16 protein-coding genes are annotated in these 14,278 nt (G+C 74.7%); 10 read left to right on the top strand and 6 right to left on the bottom strand.

Annotated features, from left to right (window positions below):
- The first annotated feature begins 149 nt into the window (after window positions 1–149).
- A complete protein-coding gene (locus ACIRVF_RS13590; RefSeq protein ID WP_402816446.1) occupies window positions 150–479 on the top strand; it encodes an SH3 domain-containing protein in 330 nt (109 codons plus the stop codon).
- A gap of 47 nt (window positions 480–526) precedes the next feature.
- Window positions 527–1,216, top strand: a complete 690-nt coding sequence (locus ACIRVF_RS13585) for an alpha/beta hydrolase (RefSeq protein WP_402816445.1) — start codon at window positions 527–529, stop codon at window positions 1,214–1,216.
- A 62-nt stretch (window positions 1,217–1,278) separates the two neighbouring features.
- Here the strand turns inward: ACIRVF_RS13585 and ACIRVF_RS13580 are convergent, their stop codons facing one another.
- On the bottom strand, window positions 1,279–1,575 hold the full coding sequence (locus tag ACIRVF_RS13580; protein ID WP_402816444.1) for a cupin domain-containing protein: 297 nt from the start codon (window positions 1,573–1,575) through the stop codon (window positions 1,279–1,281).
- A gap of 267 nt (window positions 1,576–1,842) precedes the next feature.
- Between ACIRVF_RS13580 and ACIRVF_RS13575 the strand changes: the two genes are divergently transcribed.
- The 7 genes from ACIRVF_RS13575 (at window position 1,843) to ACIRVF_RS13545 (ending at window position 6,573) form a co-directional block, all read left to right on the top strand.
- Window positions 1,843–2,526, top strand: coding sequence for a hypothetical protein (locus tag ACIRVF_RS13575; protein WP_402816443.1), 684 nt, complete (start codon window positions 1,843–1,845; stop codon window positions 2,524–2,526).
- A 162-nt stretch (window positions 2,527–2,688) separates the two neighbouring features.
- On the top strand, window positions 2,689–3,900 hold the full coding sequence (locus ACIRVF_RS13570) for a serine hydrolase domain-containing protein (protein WP_402816442.1): 1,212 nt from the start codon (window positions 2,689–2,691) through the stop codon (window positions 3,898–3,900).
- 201 nt (window positions 3,901–4,101) lie between these two features.
- Window positions 4,102–4,464: a DUF6204 family protein gene (locus ACIRVF_RS13565; RefSeq protein ID WP_402816441.1), complete on the top strand. Its 363-nt coding sequence runs from the start codon at window positions 4,102–4,104 to the stop codon at window positions 4,462–4,464.
- Window positions 4,465–4,536: 72 nt separating this feature from the next.
- Window positions 4,537–5,031 (top strand): MarR family winged helix-turn-helix transcriptional regulator, encoded by a 495-nt coding sequence (locus tag ACIRVF_RS13560; RefSeq protein WP_402816440.1) that lies wholly within the window; start codon window positions 4,537–4,539, stop codon window positions 5,029–5,031.
- Window positions 5,032–5,155: 124 nt separating this feature from the next.
- On the top strand, window positions 5,156–5,512 hold the full coding sequence (locus tag ACIRVF_RS13555) for a hypothetical protein (RefSeq protein WP_402816439.1): 357 nt from the start codon (window positions 5,156–5,158) through the stop codon (window positions 5,510–5,512).
- Complete coding sequence (locus ACIRVF_RS13550; protein ID WP_402816438.1) at window positions 5,509–5,889, top strand: sulfurtransferase TusA family protein; 381 nt, start codon at window positions 5,509–5,511, stop codon at window positions 5,887–5,889. The genes ACIRVF_RS13555 and ACIRVF_RS13550 overlap by 4 nt, the downstream gene beginning before the upstream one ends.
- Before the next feature lie 231 nt (window positions 5,890–6,120).
- Window positions 6,121–6,573, top strand: coding sequence for a hypothetical protein (locus tag ACIRVF_RS13545; protein WP_402816437.1), 453 nt, complete (start codon window positions 6,121–6,123; stop codon window positions 6,571–6,573).
- A 28-nt stretch (window positions 6,574–6,601) separates the two neighbouring features.
- Here ACIRVF_RS13545 and ACIRVF_RS13540 read toward each other — a convergent pair whose 3' ends face one another.
- The 4 genes from ACIRVF_RS13540 to def all read right to left on the bottom strand — a co-directional run bounded on the left by ACIRVF_RS13540 (window position 6,602) and on the right by def (window position 10,929).
- Window positions 6,602–7,708, bottom strand: a complete 1,107-nt coding sequence (locus ACIRVF_RS13540) for a MerR family transcriptional regulator (RefSeq protein ID WP_402816436.1) — start codon at window positions 7,706–7,708, stop codon at window positions 6,602–6,604.
- A gap of 46 nt (window positions 7,709–7,754) precedes the next feature.
- Window positions 7,755–9,233, bottom strand: a complete 1,479-nt coding sequence (locus ACIRVF_RS13535) for an RsmB/NOP family class I SAM-dependent RNA methyltransferase (protein ID WP_402816435.1) — start codon at window positions 9,231–9,233, stop codon at window positions 7,755–7,757.
- Between the two features lie 108 nt (window positions 9,234–9,341).
- Window positions 9,342–10,280: a methionyl-tRNA formyltransferase gene (gene fmt / locus ACIRVF_RS13530; protein WP_402816434.1), complete on the bottom strand. Its 939-nt coding sequence runs from the start codon at window positions 10,278–10,280 to the stop codon at window positions 9,342–9,344.
- A 103-nt stretch (window positions 10,281–10,383) separates the two neighbouring features.
- Complete coding sequence (gene def / locus ACIRVF_RS13525; protein WP_402816433.1) at window positions 10,384–10,929, bottom strand: peptide deformylase; 546 nt, start codon at window positions 10,927–10,929, stop codon at window positions 10,384–10,386.
- A gap of 381 nt (window positions 10,930–11,310) precedes the next feature.
- On the opposite strand from def, the gene ACIRVF_RS13520 reads away from it, so the two are divergent.
- Window positions 11,311–11,955, top strand: a complete 645-nt coding sequence (locus ACIRVF_RS13520) for a hypothetical protein (RefSeq protein ID WP_402816432.1) — start codon at window positions 11,311–11,313, stop codon at window positions 11,953–11,955.
- A gap of 65 nt (window positions 11,956–12,020) precedes the next feature.
- On the opposite strand, the gene ACIRVF_RS13515 is transcribed toward ACIRVF_RS13520, so the two are convergent.
- Window positions 12,021–14,105 carry a primosomal protein N' gene (locus ACIRVF_RS13515; protein ID WP_402816431.1) on the bottom strand — a complete coding sequence of 695 codons (2,085 nt, stop codon included), beginning with the start codon at window positions 14,103–14,105 and terminating at the stop codon, window positions 12,021–12,023.
- Between the last annotated feature and the right edge of the window lie 173 nt (window positions 14,106–14,278).

The raw sequence follows: 14,278 nt of genomic DNA, 5'->3' as shown, positions 1-14,278 counted from the left end.
GCTGTACCACCGGGCGTGCGCTCGCCCGACCGGGTGAGCAGCGGCGCGCGACGGTACGTGCACGACGGGCGGCTCGTTCTGCTGTACGTGATCCCCGCACTCCCCACGGCTTCCGCACGCCCCGAGCACAACACTGCCCCGAGGCCGCCGTGGCGGTGATCGGCCGGGCGACGGCGGGGGTGGTCTCGCTCGCCATCCTGCTGGTCCCGGCGGCCGTCACCCCCGGCGAGCCGCGGGCGCCCCGGGTCGGGACGGGGTGGTGGGAGGTCTCCGCGAGCGCCGCCAACGTCCGGGTCGACCACTCCGGCGGCGACACCGCGATCGGTCTGGCGCAGTCCGGGGACCGGGTCGAGGTCGTGGACACCTGGACCTCGCCGCTCGGCTCCCGGTGGGCGAAGGTCCTGGTCACCCGTACCGGGGTCACCGGTTGGGTCCTGTGGACGCTCCTGACGCACCGTGAGCCGCACCCGGAACCGTAGAATCCGCCTGTCCACCCCAGGCACCACCGTCCCCAGGAAGGACCGGCGTGTTCCGAGCGCAGCGTCCGCGCACCGCACAACTCACCCCGTGGGAGGGCGACGGCCCGGTCTCCGGCGTCGCCCTGCTGCTGCCCGGCGGTTTCATCCGAAGCCGGCGCGGGCCGCTGCGGATCGCCGAACTCGGCCTGCAGGGCCTCACCACCGAGCTCACCGACCGCGGACGCCCGCACGGCCTCGCGGTGCACCTGCTGCGCTACCGCTACAGCGGCTGGAACGGCGCCGACGCCGACACCGCCGTCGACACCCGCTGGGCGCTCGACGAACTCGAACGCCGTTACCCCGGCGCACCGGTGGTCCTCATCGGCAACTCGCTCGGCGGGCGGGCCGCGTTCTGGTGCTCGGGACACCCGAACGTCGCCGGGGTCGCCGGGATCGCCCCCTGGCTGCCCAGCGGCGACCGGGTCGAACAGCTCGCCGGGCGCCGGGTGCTGATCGTGCACGGCACGGCCGACCGCAGCGCGGCGAGCGCCGCCCAGTCCCTGGAGTACGCGCTGCGCGCCCGGCAGGTCACGCCAGAGCTCGCCCGGTACGAGGTGCCCGGCGGCAGCCACTACCTGGTCCGGCAGAGCGCCGCCGTCAACGCGCTGACCACGGATTTCACGCTCGCCACGCTGGGCGCCGGGACGGCGCCCCTGGCAACGGGCGCGGTCTGCACGCGCCTCCCGGCCCGGGCGTAGCGCCCTAAGGTGACGGCGGGGGGGCGGAACGGAGGCCCGTCCCGCCCCCGGCCCCGCCGGGGTCACTCCACCGGCACCGCGCCCACCAGGGCGATCTCCGGCTGCTCACCGTCCGCCAGCAGGAAGTACCCGAGGAAGGTCGCGCCCTCCGGCCCGGCGTCGAAGCGCACCGGCACACCGACCGGCTCGTGGAACACCTCACCGGCCGTCAGCACGGTCTCCGGGCGGCCCTCGACCTGGAAGTGCACCGACCCGGCGACCACGCTGCCCAGCACCGGCCCGTTGTGCACGTGCCACCCGGCGGCGAACCCGGGCGGCATGGTGATCCTCCGCACCTCGACCCGGGAGGTCGGCTTCACCGGCAACACCGGCTCGTCCAAAAGCACTTCACGCCCGACGGGCAACTGATCAGGTGTCACGTTCACGGTCTCCATGGCGGCCCATTCTGCCCGGCGCGGCTCACCCACGCGTTTCCGGGAACCGACCCTGCCGATCGGCAGGGCCACCCCGCGAACCCGGTGATCGCTCTATGCCGATCGGCACATGTGCGGAGGGGGTGCCTGCGATCAGTCTTGGAGTCACCGAGACGACGGCCTCCGGGGCCGCCGCAGAAGGGAGTCTCCACCGTGTTCCGCATCGCCCACACCGCCCGCGCCGCCCGTACAGCCCGTACCAGCCGCACCAGCCGTGGTACCCGCACCGCCGCGGCCGCCGTCCTCGCGACCCTCGCCCTCACGGCAACCACCGCCGCCGCCCCGGCCGGCGCGACCTCCTCCGGTGCGGCCACCGGGTCCATCGGCTCGACCGCGACCACCGCGACCGCCCGGGTCAGCGGATCCGCCCGGATCCACTACGCCCTCAGTCCCGACGACGAGATCCGGTTCACCGTCAACGCCGAGAGCGCGCCCTACACCCACCCCGTCCCCGGCGTCCCCACGGGGCTTCCCACCGATGCCCGGGGCACCGTCCACTTCTCCCACCGGACAGGTTCCGGGGACTTCCGCCAGTCCGACGCCACGGTCGACTGCCTCTCCACCGGTGGGCCCGTGGCCACTCTGTCCGCCGTGATCACCAAGTCCGACGCCATGCCCGTCGGCCAGCGAATAGGCCTGAGCGTCTACGACGCCCACGGCCAGGGCAAGGACCGCCTGGGCTTCTCCTGGGGCGTGGGAAACATGGACCTCGACAAGGACGGCAATCCCTACCAGCCCGTCGTCGGCACCTGCATGGCGATAGCCCCCTTCGCTCCCGTCACCGCCGGTGGGTTCACCGTCCAGTCCGTCGAGCTGTCGTCCCCGCCGACCCCCTGAGCGAACCCGAAACCGGTCATCGGACCGGAACCCCACGAGGTGAACCGTGCTCCGCACCAACCAACGCGCCCGAGCTCGCAGCGGAACTGATTCGGCGTCATACCTGTGTTCTCCACAGCGGACCACTCCGCACCCGCCCGACCCGCCCATCTCGGAGACCACATGGCCATCGCCAAGCCCGCCGCCCTCGCCCTCGCCGGACTGCTCCTCGCGGCCGCATCCACCCCCGCCCTGGCCGCCGGCAGCGGCAGGCCGACCAGCGGCCCCGACAAGGCCGCCCTGGGCGCCGCCATAGCCTTCCGACCAGGCGACCCCACCGCGGGCGTCATCGCCCGGGTGACGGTCGACGGCCAGACCTGGCGAGGGTCCGACGACGACCCGGTCAGCGGGCAGCCGGTAGCGCCGAACGCCGCCTTCCGGATCGGCAGCATCAACAAGACCTTCGTGGCTGCCGTGCTGCTGCAACTCGCCGCCGAGCAGCGGGTCGATCTGGACGGGACCGTCCAGCAGTACCTGCCGGGCGTCCTGCCCGACGGCAGCGGCGGCAGCCCGGCCTACCAGTCGATCACCGTCCGCCAACTCCTCGACCACACCAGCGGACTGCCGCCGGTGGTGGAAGGTCCGGGGACCGTCTCCAACAGCGAGATGATCGCCCAGCGATTCGGCGTCGAGACCTTCGAGGAGGTCGTCCAGCGCACTCTTCGCCCCACCGGCAGCAGTCCGGACTCCTGGCCCAGGCCGGTCTTCGCACCCGGTACCGAGCAGCAGTACAACAACTTCAACTACCGTCTCGCCGGCCTGCTGATCGAACGCGTCACCGGCCACTCCCTCAAGCAGGAGGTGACAGCCCGCATCCTCGGGCCGCTCCACCTCCGGCACACCGAACTGACCGACGGCGCACCGAAGATGCCCGAACCGCACCTGACCGGCTACTTCCCCGACGACTTCGACACCCCGACCGACGTCTCCGAACAGGGCGGCAACCCCGAGTCGATGGTCTCCACCCCGGCCGACCTGGACCGGTTCCTGCGCGCCCTGCTCGACGGTGAACTCCTTCCCCCGCAGCAGCTGCACGACCTGCTCACCCTCCCGCGCGACACCTCAGGACAGCTGCTGCCCTACCACGGCTCCGGCGACTGCCAGTTGGGGCCCAACAAGGGCAAGGCCTGCTACAGCGTCGGACTGCTGGCCATCCCGCTGCAGGACGGCACGACGCTCTGGGGCAAGACCGGGCACGACCTCGGCTACTCCGACGGAATCTTCGCCACTGCGGACGGGCGCAAGCGCCTGGTCTACTCCGTCGGCGTCGGCGCCGGAGCTCCGGCCCCAGCCCTCCGCCTGGCCGCGGCCACCTTCGGGCCCTTCGCCCGCTGAGGCCGGCCCCTCACCCCGCTCGCCCGGCGTCCGACGCCCGGCGCCCGGCGCCCGGCGCCCGGCCGTCGAGCCAGGGCGGGTCTTTCGGATCACGGCCGCCCGGCGTGACCCGAAAGACCCGCCCCACCCCCGTCCACCGGGCGCGTCCCGTCCGCGAAATCGCATTGGCGGTCCACCATCCCTCCTGCCTATCGTCTGAGCATGACCACCCGAACCTTCCGCATCATGGTGCGCGGCGTCTTCGACGGCCTCAACGACGAGCAGCGCGCGGAACTCCTCGCGGCCGCACCCGAACACGAGGTACTGCGCGCCGCCTTCACCCGCGAGGGCCACCTCAGCTACGACCTCAACGCCCGCGCCGCGTTCACCTTCCGCTTCCTCGACGAGGGCGAGGCGGAAGAGGACATCCTGGAGGCCACCGAGCGGGCCGAGCGGACCGCGCAGTCCTGGCTGGCCGACCGTGGCTACGGCTACAAGAACCTCCGCTCCCAGGCCCAGGACCTCTCCCAGGCGCCCCTCGGCAAGCGGCAGCGCCGCGCCGCCAACGGCTCCGCCACCAACTGACCGACCCCCTCCCCCCGCCACCTCCTTGACGGCTCCGCCCGTGCATATACTTGAGCAGTCAAGGAGGTGGCAATGACAATCCCGGCGAACAGCCCCACGAGCGACTCCCGCCCCGACCCGCTCGACACCGCCCTACGCCTGGTCCGAGCCCAGACGGCCGTGGTCAAGCGCTTCGACGCGGCCCTCGGCGGCCTGCACGGCGTGAGCCTCTCCGACTTCACCCTGCTGCTGCACCTCTCCCAGGCCCCCGGAGGCCGGATGCGCCGGGTCGACCTCGCCGAGGCCCTCGGCCTCACCGCCTCCGGCGTCACCCGAGGCCTCGCCCCGCTGGAGCGGATCGGCCTGGTGACCCGCGAGGCCGCCGCCCGCGATGCCCGGGTCGCCTACGCCGCCCTCACCCCGACCGGTCGCGACCGACTGGCCGAGATGCTGCACACCGCCCGGCAGGTCGCCGCCGACCACTTCGCCCCCGAGCAGTGGAGCAACGAGGACCTCACCCAGCTGTCCGCCCTGCTCACCCGCCTCGGCGGCACCGCCCCCGAACACCGCCACATCCCGAGGCCGTGACCGCACCCCCACCCAACTCCTCGCCCCGTCCCACCCCTAGGCTGAACCCGCACCAGCGCACCACCGCACCACCGGCACCCCCAGCATCATCCGCACCACGGCCACACCCCGCGAAGGCAGCACCATGACCCGTACCCCCGGCCCGACGCCCGCCGCGCCGCGTCGCCGGGAGCCCGCCCTCGCTGACGTCCCACACGCGCACTGGCAGCAGACCTGCCGCGCCAACCCGGGCCTGTACGGCGAGCAGCCGTCCGGCCCCGCGCGCTACCCCGCTCGGGCCTTCGCCACCAGCGACGCCACCGCCTTCGCCACCGCCGGCACCGACGCCGACGCCACCGCCGACGAGCTGCTCGAACTCGGCACCGGCAACGCCCGCTACGGCGTCGGCACCGGCCACGGGGACGACATCCGCGCCCACCCCTTCGAGGAGGGCGAACTGCCCCGCCGCCTCCGGCGCATCACCCAGGAGACTCCCCGATGACCACCCCCGACAGCACAACCCCTGGCAGCACCGCTCCCGAGCGCACCGCCCCCGACCTCGCCGTCGACGGCACCGGCCTGCTCTGCGTCCAACTCCTGCTCCGCCTGCGCGCGCAGATAGCCCACCTCCCGGCCGGCGCGGTGGTCCACATCCACACCACCGACCCCGCCGCCCCGCTCGACCTGCCCGCCTGGTGCCACCTGACCGGCCACGAGTACCTCGGCCCGGTCCCCTCCCCGGCTCCGGACCGCGAGGTCTACGCCCTGCGCCTCACGTCCGCCCCCGTCCGGACCCGCCCCGGCCGCCCGTGGCACCCCGCCCCCGCCGAGAGCACCCCCGAAAGCACGCCCGAGGGCACCCCCGAACGCACCGGCTGACCGAGCCCGCCCGCCCGGGAATCCCCGCGCGTCCGCCACCTCCCCCAATGGTTTCCCCGGAGGCCCGCCGTCTGCTCACCGGGCACAACCTCACCGTGCTCGGCCACCGTCCGCTGCAGGAAGCCTGGCAAGCCGGCCGGGGACGGGGCACGCCGGGCTCCCTGCGGCCACCGGGTGTGCCACGATGAGGAGAAAGCGTAACGGCCGGACTCCACAGGGAGGTTGACCACCATGGATCCGATCCTCAGTTGCCGCTGGCGCGATCAGGACGGCGCGTGGGAACTGACCGTCCGCCACAACGGTTCCGACTGGGAGCTGCTCGCCGCCGCACCGCTCTGGTCGGAGTCGCTCCCCTTCGCCGGCCCGGACGAGGTCCGCAGGCTGGCCCAGGCCCTGCTCGACCTGCCCTCCGACCCCGAGCCGTACGAGTGCGAATGGGAGCTCTCCCGGACGGAGTTCGCCCGCACCGAGAAGGAGCGCACCCACTTCGCGACCTTCGCCGTCGGGCTGGACCCCACCGACGACCACCGCCCGTACCTGGCCTACCAGTCGTACCACCACCTGGGCCAGGCCACCGGGCTCGGCCTGGAGGTGATCTGCGAGGACCCTCCGGTCGACCAGCTCCGCGCCCAGGCCCACGCCTTCCTCACCAACTGCCCCGGCCCGCCGCCCTTCTGGCCGTAGACGCCCGACAGCAGGCCGCTGAGCCGCCTCAGCCCACGGCCCTCACCGCCCACTCCAGCACCTCGGCCGAACTCTCCGGTGCCGCCCAGCCGTTGACCACCGCAAGCAGCGCGAGGTACCGCTCCCGCCGGGGGTCCGCCATGGCCCTCAGCCGCCCCGCCAACCGACCGCGCAGCGCCGCCCCGTCCACCCCGACCCGGGCCCCGGCCCCGTCCACCCCGACCCCGGCCACCCCGACCCCGGCCACCCCGGCCCCGGCCACCCCGGCCCCGGCCACCCCGGCCCCGGCCGCACCCAGCAGCCGGGCGTACCGCTCCAGCAGCACATCGCCCACCCGTGCCGCCTCCGCCGATTCCGGCGCCACCCCGGACGCAACCGCCGGACCGGCCAACTCCCGCACCAGTACGGCCAGTCCGGGCCGGGGAACGGAGCTCGCGCCGGCCGCTTCCCCGGCCTCGTCCTCCGCCAGACCCCGGAGCAACTCACGGAAGCCGGTGTCCTCGGCCAGAAGCGCCAACTCCACCCAGGCCTCGACCTGTTCGGCCGACGGCTCCTCCGGCAGCTCCGGCGTCAGCGACCGGGCCACCCCTCCGAACCGACCGCCCCCTCCCAAGCGGGCGCCTCCGAACCGACCGCCCCCTCCCAAGCGGGCGCCTCCGAACCGACCGCCCCCGGGAGCATCCGAGCCGAACACCTCCGCCAGGAACTCCCCGATCAGGCGCCCCCGTTCGTCCTCCGTCAAGCGGGCCAGTCGGTGCACGAGCGTCAGCTCCTCTGCGGTAGCCCCACGCGCGGCCACCGTCCGCAGCACCGCCTGCCGCAGCCGCAGCACCCGGATCCGGACGTCCAGCGCCGCGGCGTGCGCCGCCGCGACCTCGGACAGCCCGCTTTCGCGCTCCAGCACCTGCCGGACCTCGGGCAGTCCGAAGCCGAGCTCGCGCAGGGTGCGCACCAGTTCCAGGCGTGCGACGGCGTCCACGCCGTACTGCCGGTGGCCGGCCGGGTTGCGGTCGGCCGGCGACACGATCCCCTGGTCCGAGTAGAACCGGACGGTCTTCACCGTCAGCCCGGTCCGCCGGGCCAGCTCACCGATGGTGAGGAGCGGACCGGTCGTGGGGAACGCATCGCCGTTCATGCCCACCACCCTGCCGCCTCCCCCTACGGGAGGCGCAAGCCCGTCCTCAGGCGGTGCGCCGCAGCAGCGCCAGGTACATCGCGTCCGTCCTGTGCAGGTGCGGCCACAGCTGCACGTCCGGGCCGTCCCCGAGCGCGGGCACGCCGGGCAGCAGCGGCCGCGCGTCGATCCACTCGACCCGGCCGCCCTCACCGCGCAGCACGTCGTCGACGACCGCCCGGGTCTCGGCGAGGTGCGGCGAGCAGGTCGCGTAGCCGACCACCCCGCCGACCCGGGTGGCCTCGATCGCCGAACGCAGCAGGTCCCGCTGGAGCGGCCCGAAGGCGGCGACATCGGCCGGCCGGCGCCGCCAGCGCGCCTCCGGACGGCGCCGCAGCGCGCCCAGACCGGAGCACGGCACGTCCACCAGCACCCGGTCGAAGCCCCCGGAGCGCCAGGCCGGGCGCGTCCCGTCGGCCGCGATCACCGTGTAAGGGCCGGGGTTGCCCTCCAGCGCCCGCGCCACCAGCCGGGCCCGGTGCGGCTGCTTCTCGCTCGCGACCAGCCCCGCGCCGCGCTCGGCGGCCAGCGCGCCGAGCAGCGCGGCCTTGCCGCCCGGTCCGGCGCAGCCGTCCAGCCAGAGCCGGTCCGGGCCCTCCAGCGGCGCCGCGGCCAGGGCCAGCGCGACCAGCTGGCTGCCCTCGTCCTGCACGCCCGCCCGGTTCTCCCGTACCGCGGTCAGCGCGCCCGGGTCGCCGCCCTCGGCGAGCCGCAGCGCGAACGGGGACCAGCGCCCGGGCGCGGCCTCCGGCAGGGCGTCGGCCAGTTCGCCGACGGTGGCCCGGCCGGGCCGGGCGACCAGGGTGACCTCGGGCCGCTCGTTGTCGGCCCGCAGCAGCTCCTCCATCGCGGTGCGCCCCGAGGCGTCCGGCTGCCAGCGGCCGAGCGAGTCCCAGAGTGCGGAGACCACCCAGCGCGGGTGGGAGTGCACGACGGCCAGGTGGTCCTCGGCGTCCTTGTCGTACGGCGGGGCGACCTGCTCGATCCAGCCGTCCAGGTCGTGGGCGCTGATCCGGCGCAGCACGGCGTTGACGAACTTGGCCTTGCCGTCGCCGAGCACCACCCGGGCCAGCTCGACGGTCGCCGAGACGGCCGCGTGGCTGGGGATGCGGGTGGTGAGCAGCTGGTGGGCGCCGAGCGAGAGGACGTCCAGCACCGGCGGGTCGACCTTGCTCAGCGGCCGGTCGATGCAGGCCGCGATGATCGCGTCGTACGTGCCCTGCAGGCGCAGGGTGCCGTAGACGAGCTCGGTGGCGAGGGCGGCGTCGCGCCGGTCCATGCCCTTCTGCTCGGCCTCGCGCAGCAGGGACGGCAGGATCAGGTTGGCGTACGCGTCCCGCTCGTCGACGGCGCGGAGGGCGCGGAACGCCACGATCCGCGCCGGGTCCTTCTTCGGCCGCCGGTGCGGACGCGGCGCACGCTTGCCGCCGGACGCGCCGGAGTTACCGGACGCGCCGGAGTTGCCACGGGTACTGGGGGTGCTCACAAGTGCCTCAAAGTGCTGCGATGGTTATCAGAAGATCTCGAACGAACAGTAACGCCAAATCCGACGGTCAGCCCCATGGGGCAGTCCCGGACCTCCGCCCGGCGGCGCTCACGCCCCGAAGCGCTCCCCCGCCTCCAGCCGCGCCCCACGTGCCCAGTCGGCCGCCCGCATCTCCTTCTTCCCCTGCGGACGCACCTCGCCCAGCTCGATGTCGTGGCTCCCGGTGCCGACCCGCACACTGTTCTTGCCGACCATCGCCACCTCGCCCGGTGCCAGCTCGGCGGTGTCCGGCAGCAGCTTGACCGGCCCGGTGACCTTCAGCCGCTCGCCCCGGAACTCCGTCCACGCGCCCGGTGCCGGCGCGCAGCCGCGCACCACCCGGTCGATCCGCAGCGCCGGGTGGTTCCACTCGATCCGCGCGTCCTCGACGCTGATCTTCGGCGCGAGGGTGACGCCCTCGGCCGGCTGCGGCACGGCGTGCAGCGAGCCGTCCTCGATGCCGTCCATGGTGGCCACGAGCAGCCGGGCGCCCGAGAGCGAGAGCCGGGTGAGCAGTTCGCCGCTGGTGTCGCTCGGGCGGATCTCCTCGGTGATCACGCCGTAGACCGGGCCGGAGTCCAGGCCCTGCTCGATCAGGAAGGTGGACGCGCCGGTGACCTCGTCGCCGGCCAGCACCGAGTGCTGGACCGGGGCCGCGCCGCGCCAGGCGGGCAGCAGCGAGAAGTGCAGGTTGACCCAGCCGTGCACCGGGATCTCCAGGGTGCCGGGGCGCAGCAGCGCGCCGTAGGCGACCACCGGGCAGCAGTCGGGGGCGAGTTCGGTGAGCCGGGCGACGAAGTCGGGGTCGCTGGGCTTCGCCGGCTTGAGGACCTCGATCCCGGCCTCCTCGGCGCGCTGGGCGACGGGGCTGGCGACCAGCTTGCGCCCGCGCCCGGCGGGGGCGTCGGGGCGGGTGACCACCGCGACCACCTCGTGCCGGTCGGAGGCGATCAGCGCGTCCAGGGCGGGAACGGCGACCTCGGGGGTGCCGGCGAAGACGAGACGCATCAAGTGCCTTTCTGCAAACGAATCTGCAAACAACTCCGCGAACGAATCCGCGAACGAAGAACGGAGGAGCGGAGAACGGGGAAACGAGGACCGGAGGACGAACTCAGCGCGCCGAGCCGAAGGTGCTGTGCGGCGATATCTTGACGACCGGCGCCGGACCGGCCCCCCAGTCGCTCTCCCGGATCGCCTTCAGCGCGGCCTTGCGCTGCTCCCCGTCGAGCCGGTCGATGAAGATGATGCCGTCCAGGTGGTCGGTCTCGTGCTGGATGCACCGGGCGAGCAGCTGGGTGCCCTCCACCGTGACCGGATCGCCGTACATGTTGAAGCCCTTGGCCACCACGCCGTAGGCGCGCCTGGTGTCGTACCGGAGCCCGGGCAGCGAGAGGCAGCCCTCCGGGCCCTCCTGCTCGTCCTCGCTGAGCGAGAGGTCCGGGTTGATCAGGTGCCCGGTGACGCCGTCCACGTGGTACGTGAACACCCTTAGCGAAACGCCGAGTTGGGGCGCGGCGAGGCCGGCGCCGGGGGCGTCCAGCATGGTGTCGGTGAGATCGCTGACCAGGTTGCGCAGTTCCTTGTCGAAGGTGGTCACCGGCTGGGCGGTGGCCCGAAGGACGGGGTCTCCGAAGAGACGGATCGGCTGGATCGCCACGGGGTACGGGCTCCTGTCCGCGAGGGCACTGGCTTTCGGGCAACGGCTGGTTCCCCGCAAGTCTATGCAACTCCCCCGGGCGCTCCGACGGGTCGTCCCCACACGCCCGCACCGCCTCCCCGCACCGCCTCCCCGTGACGGCGGCACCCCCTCCCCGCACCGCCTCCCCGTGACGGCGGCACCCCCTCCCCGCACCGCCTCCCCGCGACGACGGCACCGCCCTCCACGGCAGCGGCACCCGCTTCTGGCATATCCCGAGTCGCCGGGCCGCGTTACCCCGGCCCCCGCTTCGGCGTTGGTCAAGAGAGATTGACCGGGGCCGGGCGCACGGGACACCGAGCCCCGGCCGAGCTGAACCGTACGGAAGGTGGCACGTAGGCCATGGCCGAGCAGATCAACCACGACGCCCGTGCGCGGGCGAGCCTGCACCTGCTGGTGCGGGACATCGAGCGGGTGAGGCGCCAGGTCGACGCGCTGCGGACGCTCACCGCCCAGTTGGGCAACGTGTACCGACCGCGCCGCCCGAGCACCTCGGCCGGCTTCGTGGTGTACGGCCGGGCGCCCGCGCCGACCGTGCGCCTGGCCCAGGAGCTGCGGGAGAGCGTGGAGACCCTGGTGGCGGCGGCGGTCGAGTTCGACCGCGCGCTGGGCTTCTCCTGGGACTCGGTGGGCTCCGCCCTCGGGGTCACCAAGCAGGCCGTGCACCGCCGTTACGGCATGCGCCGCCCGACCAGCGAACTCCTGGCCGCCAGCGGCGCCGTCCCGGGCCCCAGCCGCCCGGACCGCTCCGAGGAGATCCCCGCCCCCGCCGAACGCGGCGGCCTGGCCGCCACCGTACCCGCCGCCCGCCAGGGCGGCCTGGACCGCGCCGCCCTGGAGCGCAACTCCCTCGACCGCACCCCGATCGACCGCAGCACCATCGACCGAACCCCGATCGACCGAACCGGCATCGACCACGGCACCGTCGACCGAACCGCCCTCGACCGCCCGCAGCCGGACCGCACCAACATCCCCCTCCGCGGCTGACCGACCCCGCCACGACCGGGCCGTCCCGGGGGCGGGGTGGCCCACTCACCCCGCCCCCGGCGACCTCACCCGATGTCCGTCGGATCCACCCGCACCCGCACCGCCTCCGGCGTCCGCAGCGCGATCCGCGCGATCTGCGCCGCCTTGAGCGCCGCCGCCAGCGCGGCCCCCTGACCGGGCGCCACCCGCAGCAGCGCCCGCTCCTGTTCCTCCCCCCGCAGCGCGGGCACCGGCACCGGCCCGAGCACGTCCGCACCCTCCGGCAGCCGGATCAGGTTCAGCAGATCGGCGACGGCCGCCGGGCTGCCGCTCACCGAGGCCATCCGCGACACCGGCGGGAAGTGCAGCTGCGCCCGCTCGTCGCGTTCCAGTCCGGCGTGCCCCAACGGGTCCCAGCGCACCAGCGCCTGCACCGGCCGGGCCGACGGCTCGGCGACCACCACCACCGTCCCGCCCTCCCCGGACGGCCGGGCGAGTGCGGCCGCCGCCAGCCAGAGCCGCAGCGTCTCCTCCCCGGCCCGCAGGTCGGGCCGGCTGAGCAGTGCCCAGCCGTCCAGCAGCAGTACGGCCCCGTACCCACCGCCGCCCTCGACCACCGGCTCGGCGCCGGGGGTGGAGATCACCAGCGAGGGCTCGTCCGGCACAGTGTCCAGAACCGCGTCCCGTCCCGAGGTCCGCACCGGGATCCGCGGGAAGGCCTTGCCGAGTTCCTCCGCCGTGCGCCGGGCGCCGACCACCTGCGCCCGCAGCCGGAAGGAGCCGCACTCGGGGCAGTGCCAGTCGTTCTCCGCCTCACCGCACCAGCCGCACCGCAGCGAGGCGTCCGCCGAGGGCGCCTCCAGCGGCCCCTCGCAGCGTCGGCAGCGGGCCGGGGTGCGACAGCGCCCGCAGGCCAGCCGGGGTACGTAGCCGCGCCGGGGCACCTGGATGAGCACCGGGTGCCCGGCCGCCAGCGACTCCCTGGCGGCCTCCCAGGCCACCGAGGGCAGCCGGGCGGCCTGGGCGGCGGCGTCCCGGTGCTGGTCCTGGTCGGTGACGGTGCGCACCCTGGGGGCGACCTGCCGGACGGTCTCCCGGTCGGCGACCAGCGGCCGCGCCCAGCCGGTGCTGACCAGTTGCGCGCCCTCCACCGTCACCGCGTGCCCGCCGAGCAGCACCGCCGCGCCCTCCTCGGCGGCGCGCAGCAGCGCGACCTCCCGAACGTGCGGGTGCGGGGCGCGCGGGTCGCTGTGGCTGCTGTCGCCGTCGGACCAGACCACGACCAGCCCGAGGTCGCGCACCGGAGCGAACATGGTGGCCCTGGTCCCGATGGCGGCGTGCACCGAGCCGCGGCTGACCGCGAGCCAGCGCCGGTAGCGCTCGCGCGGGCCGAGCTCGGCCTCCAGCGCCACGTGCATGCCCGGTCCGAGCAGTTCGGTCAGCGCCTGGTCGACCCGGGCCACCGACCGCCGGTCGGGCAGCACGACCAGCGCGCCGCGCCCGCCCGCGAGCGTCGCCGCGACGGCCCGGGCGATCTCGTACGGCCAGCCGGGCCCGGGCAGCGCCGCCCACACCGCGCGCGGCGAGCCGCCGCCCGCCAGGGCGGTGAGGAAGTCGGGTCCGGCCGGGTAGCGCTGCCACCCGCCGGGCGCCGGGGGCTGGGGGCGCGGCAGCGGTGGCGGCGAGGGCTCGGCCTCGGCCTTGGCGTGCCGGGGCGGGACGGCCAGTTGCAGCACGTCGGCCAGGGTCCCGGCGTACCGGTCGGCGACGGTGCGGCACAGCCGCAGCAGCTGCGGGGAGAGCACCGGCTCGGGCGAGAGCACCTGGGCGAGCGGGGCGAGCGGGCCCGCGAAGTCGCTCTTCTCCAGCCGGGCGACGATGAATCCGTCGTGCAGTTCCCCGCCCTCGCGCTGGCCCTTGACCACCCGCGCCCCGAAGCGCACCCGCACCCGCGCCCCGGGCCGGGCCTCCTCGGCCATGGCGGCCGGCACCTCGTAGTCGAAGAACTTGTCGATGGTGAGCACGCCCTTGTCCACCACGACCCGGGCGACCGGCAGGTGCTCCGCCCGCTTGGCACCCTTCCACGTCCGGGGTTTGGCCCGCTTGACCGTCTCCCGGATGAACGCCAGCTGCTCCGGCTCGGCGGCCCCGTTCTCCCCTGTGCTGCTCATCGCTCCCAAGTACTACCAGGTCAAACCGACACCGCGCACAAAGCGGAGCGGGGGGGCCCCCCCCCCCCCCGCGGGGGGGGGGGGGCCCCCCCCCCCGGGGGGGGGGGGCCCCCGGCGCCCCGCCCGGCCCCCGCCGCGGGGGATCCGGGCCGCGCCCCCCCCCCCCCCCACAA

Source organism: Kitasatospora sp. NPDC101157 (assembly GCF_044768255.1).
In the GTDB taxonomy this organism is placed as follows: domain Bacteria; phylum Actinomycetota; class Actinomycetes; order Streptomycetales; family Streptomycetaceae; genus Kitasatospora.
The sequence above is the reverse complement of the archived record's forward strand: the minus strand, read 5'-3'. Positions and strand labels throughout refer to the sequence as shown.

Excerpts from the sequence above, each read along its gene's own strand:
- ACIRVF_RS13570 (WP_402816442.1), top strand. The coding sequence starts at position 2,689 with ATGGCCATCGCCAAGCCCGCCGCCCTCGCCCTCGCCGGACTGCTCCTC.
- ACIRVF_RS13565 (WP_402816441.1), top strand. The coding sequence starts at position 4,102 with ATGACCACCCGAACCTTCCGCATCATGGTGCGCGGCGTCTTCGACGGC.
- ACIRVF_RS13560 (WP_402816440.1), top strand. The coding sequence starts at position 4,537 with ATGACAATCCCGGCGAACAGCCCCACGAGCGACTCCCGCCCCGACCCG.
- ACIRVF_RS13555 (WP_402816439.1), top strand. The coding sequence starts at position 5,156 with ATGACCCGTACCCCCGGCCCGACGCCCGCCGCGCCGCGTCGCCGGGAG.
- ACIRVF_RS13550 (WP_402816438.1), top strand. The coding sequence starts at position 5,509 with ATGACCACCCCCGACAGCACAACCCCTGGCAGCACCGCTCCCGAGCGC.
- ACIRVF_RS13545 (WP_402816437.1), top strand. The coding sequence starts at position 6,121 with ATGGATCCGATCCTCAGTTGCCGCTGGCGCGATCAGGACGGCGCGTGG.
- ACIRVF_RS13540 (WP_402816436.1), bottom strand. The coding sequence starts at position 7,708 with ATGAACGGCGATGCGTTCCCCACGACCGGTCCGCTCCTCACCATCGGT.
- fmt (WP_402816434.1), bottom strand. The coding sequence starts at position 10,280 with ATGCGTCTCGTCTTCGCCGGCACCCCCGAGGTCGCCGTTCCCGCCCTG.
- ACIRVF_RS13520 (WP_402816432.1), top strand. The coding sequence starts at position 11,311 with ATGGCCGAGCAGATCAACCACGACGCCCGTGCGCGGGCGAGCCTGCAC.
- ACIRVF_RS13515 (WP_402816431.1), bottom strand. The coding sequence starts at position 14,105 with ATGAGCAGCACAGGGGAGAACGGGGCCGCCGAGCCGGAGCAGCTGGCG.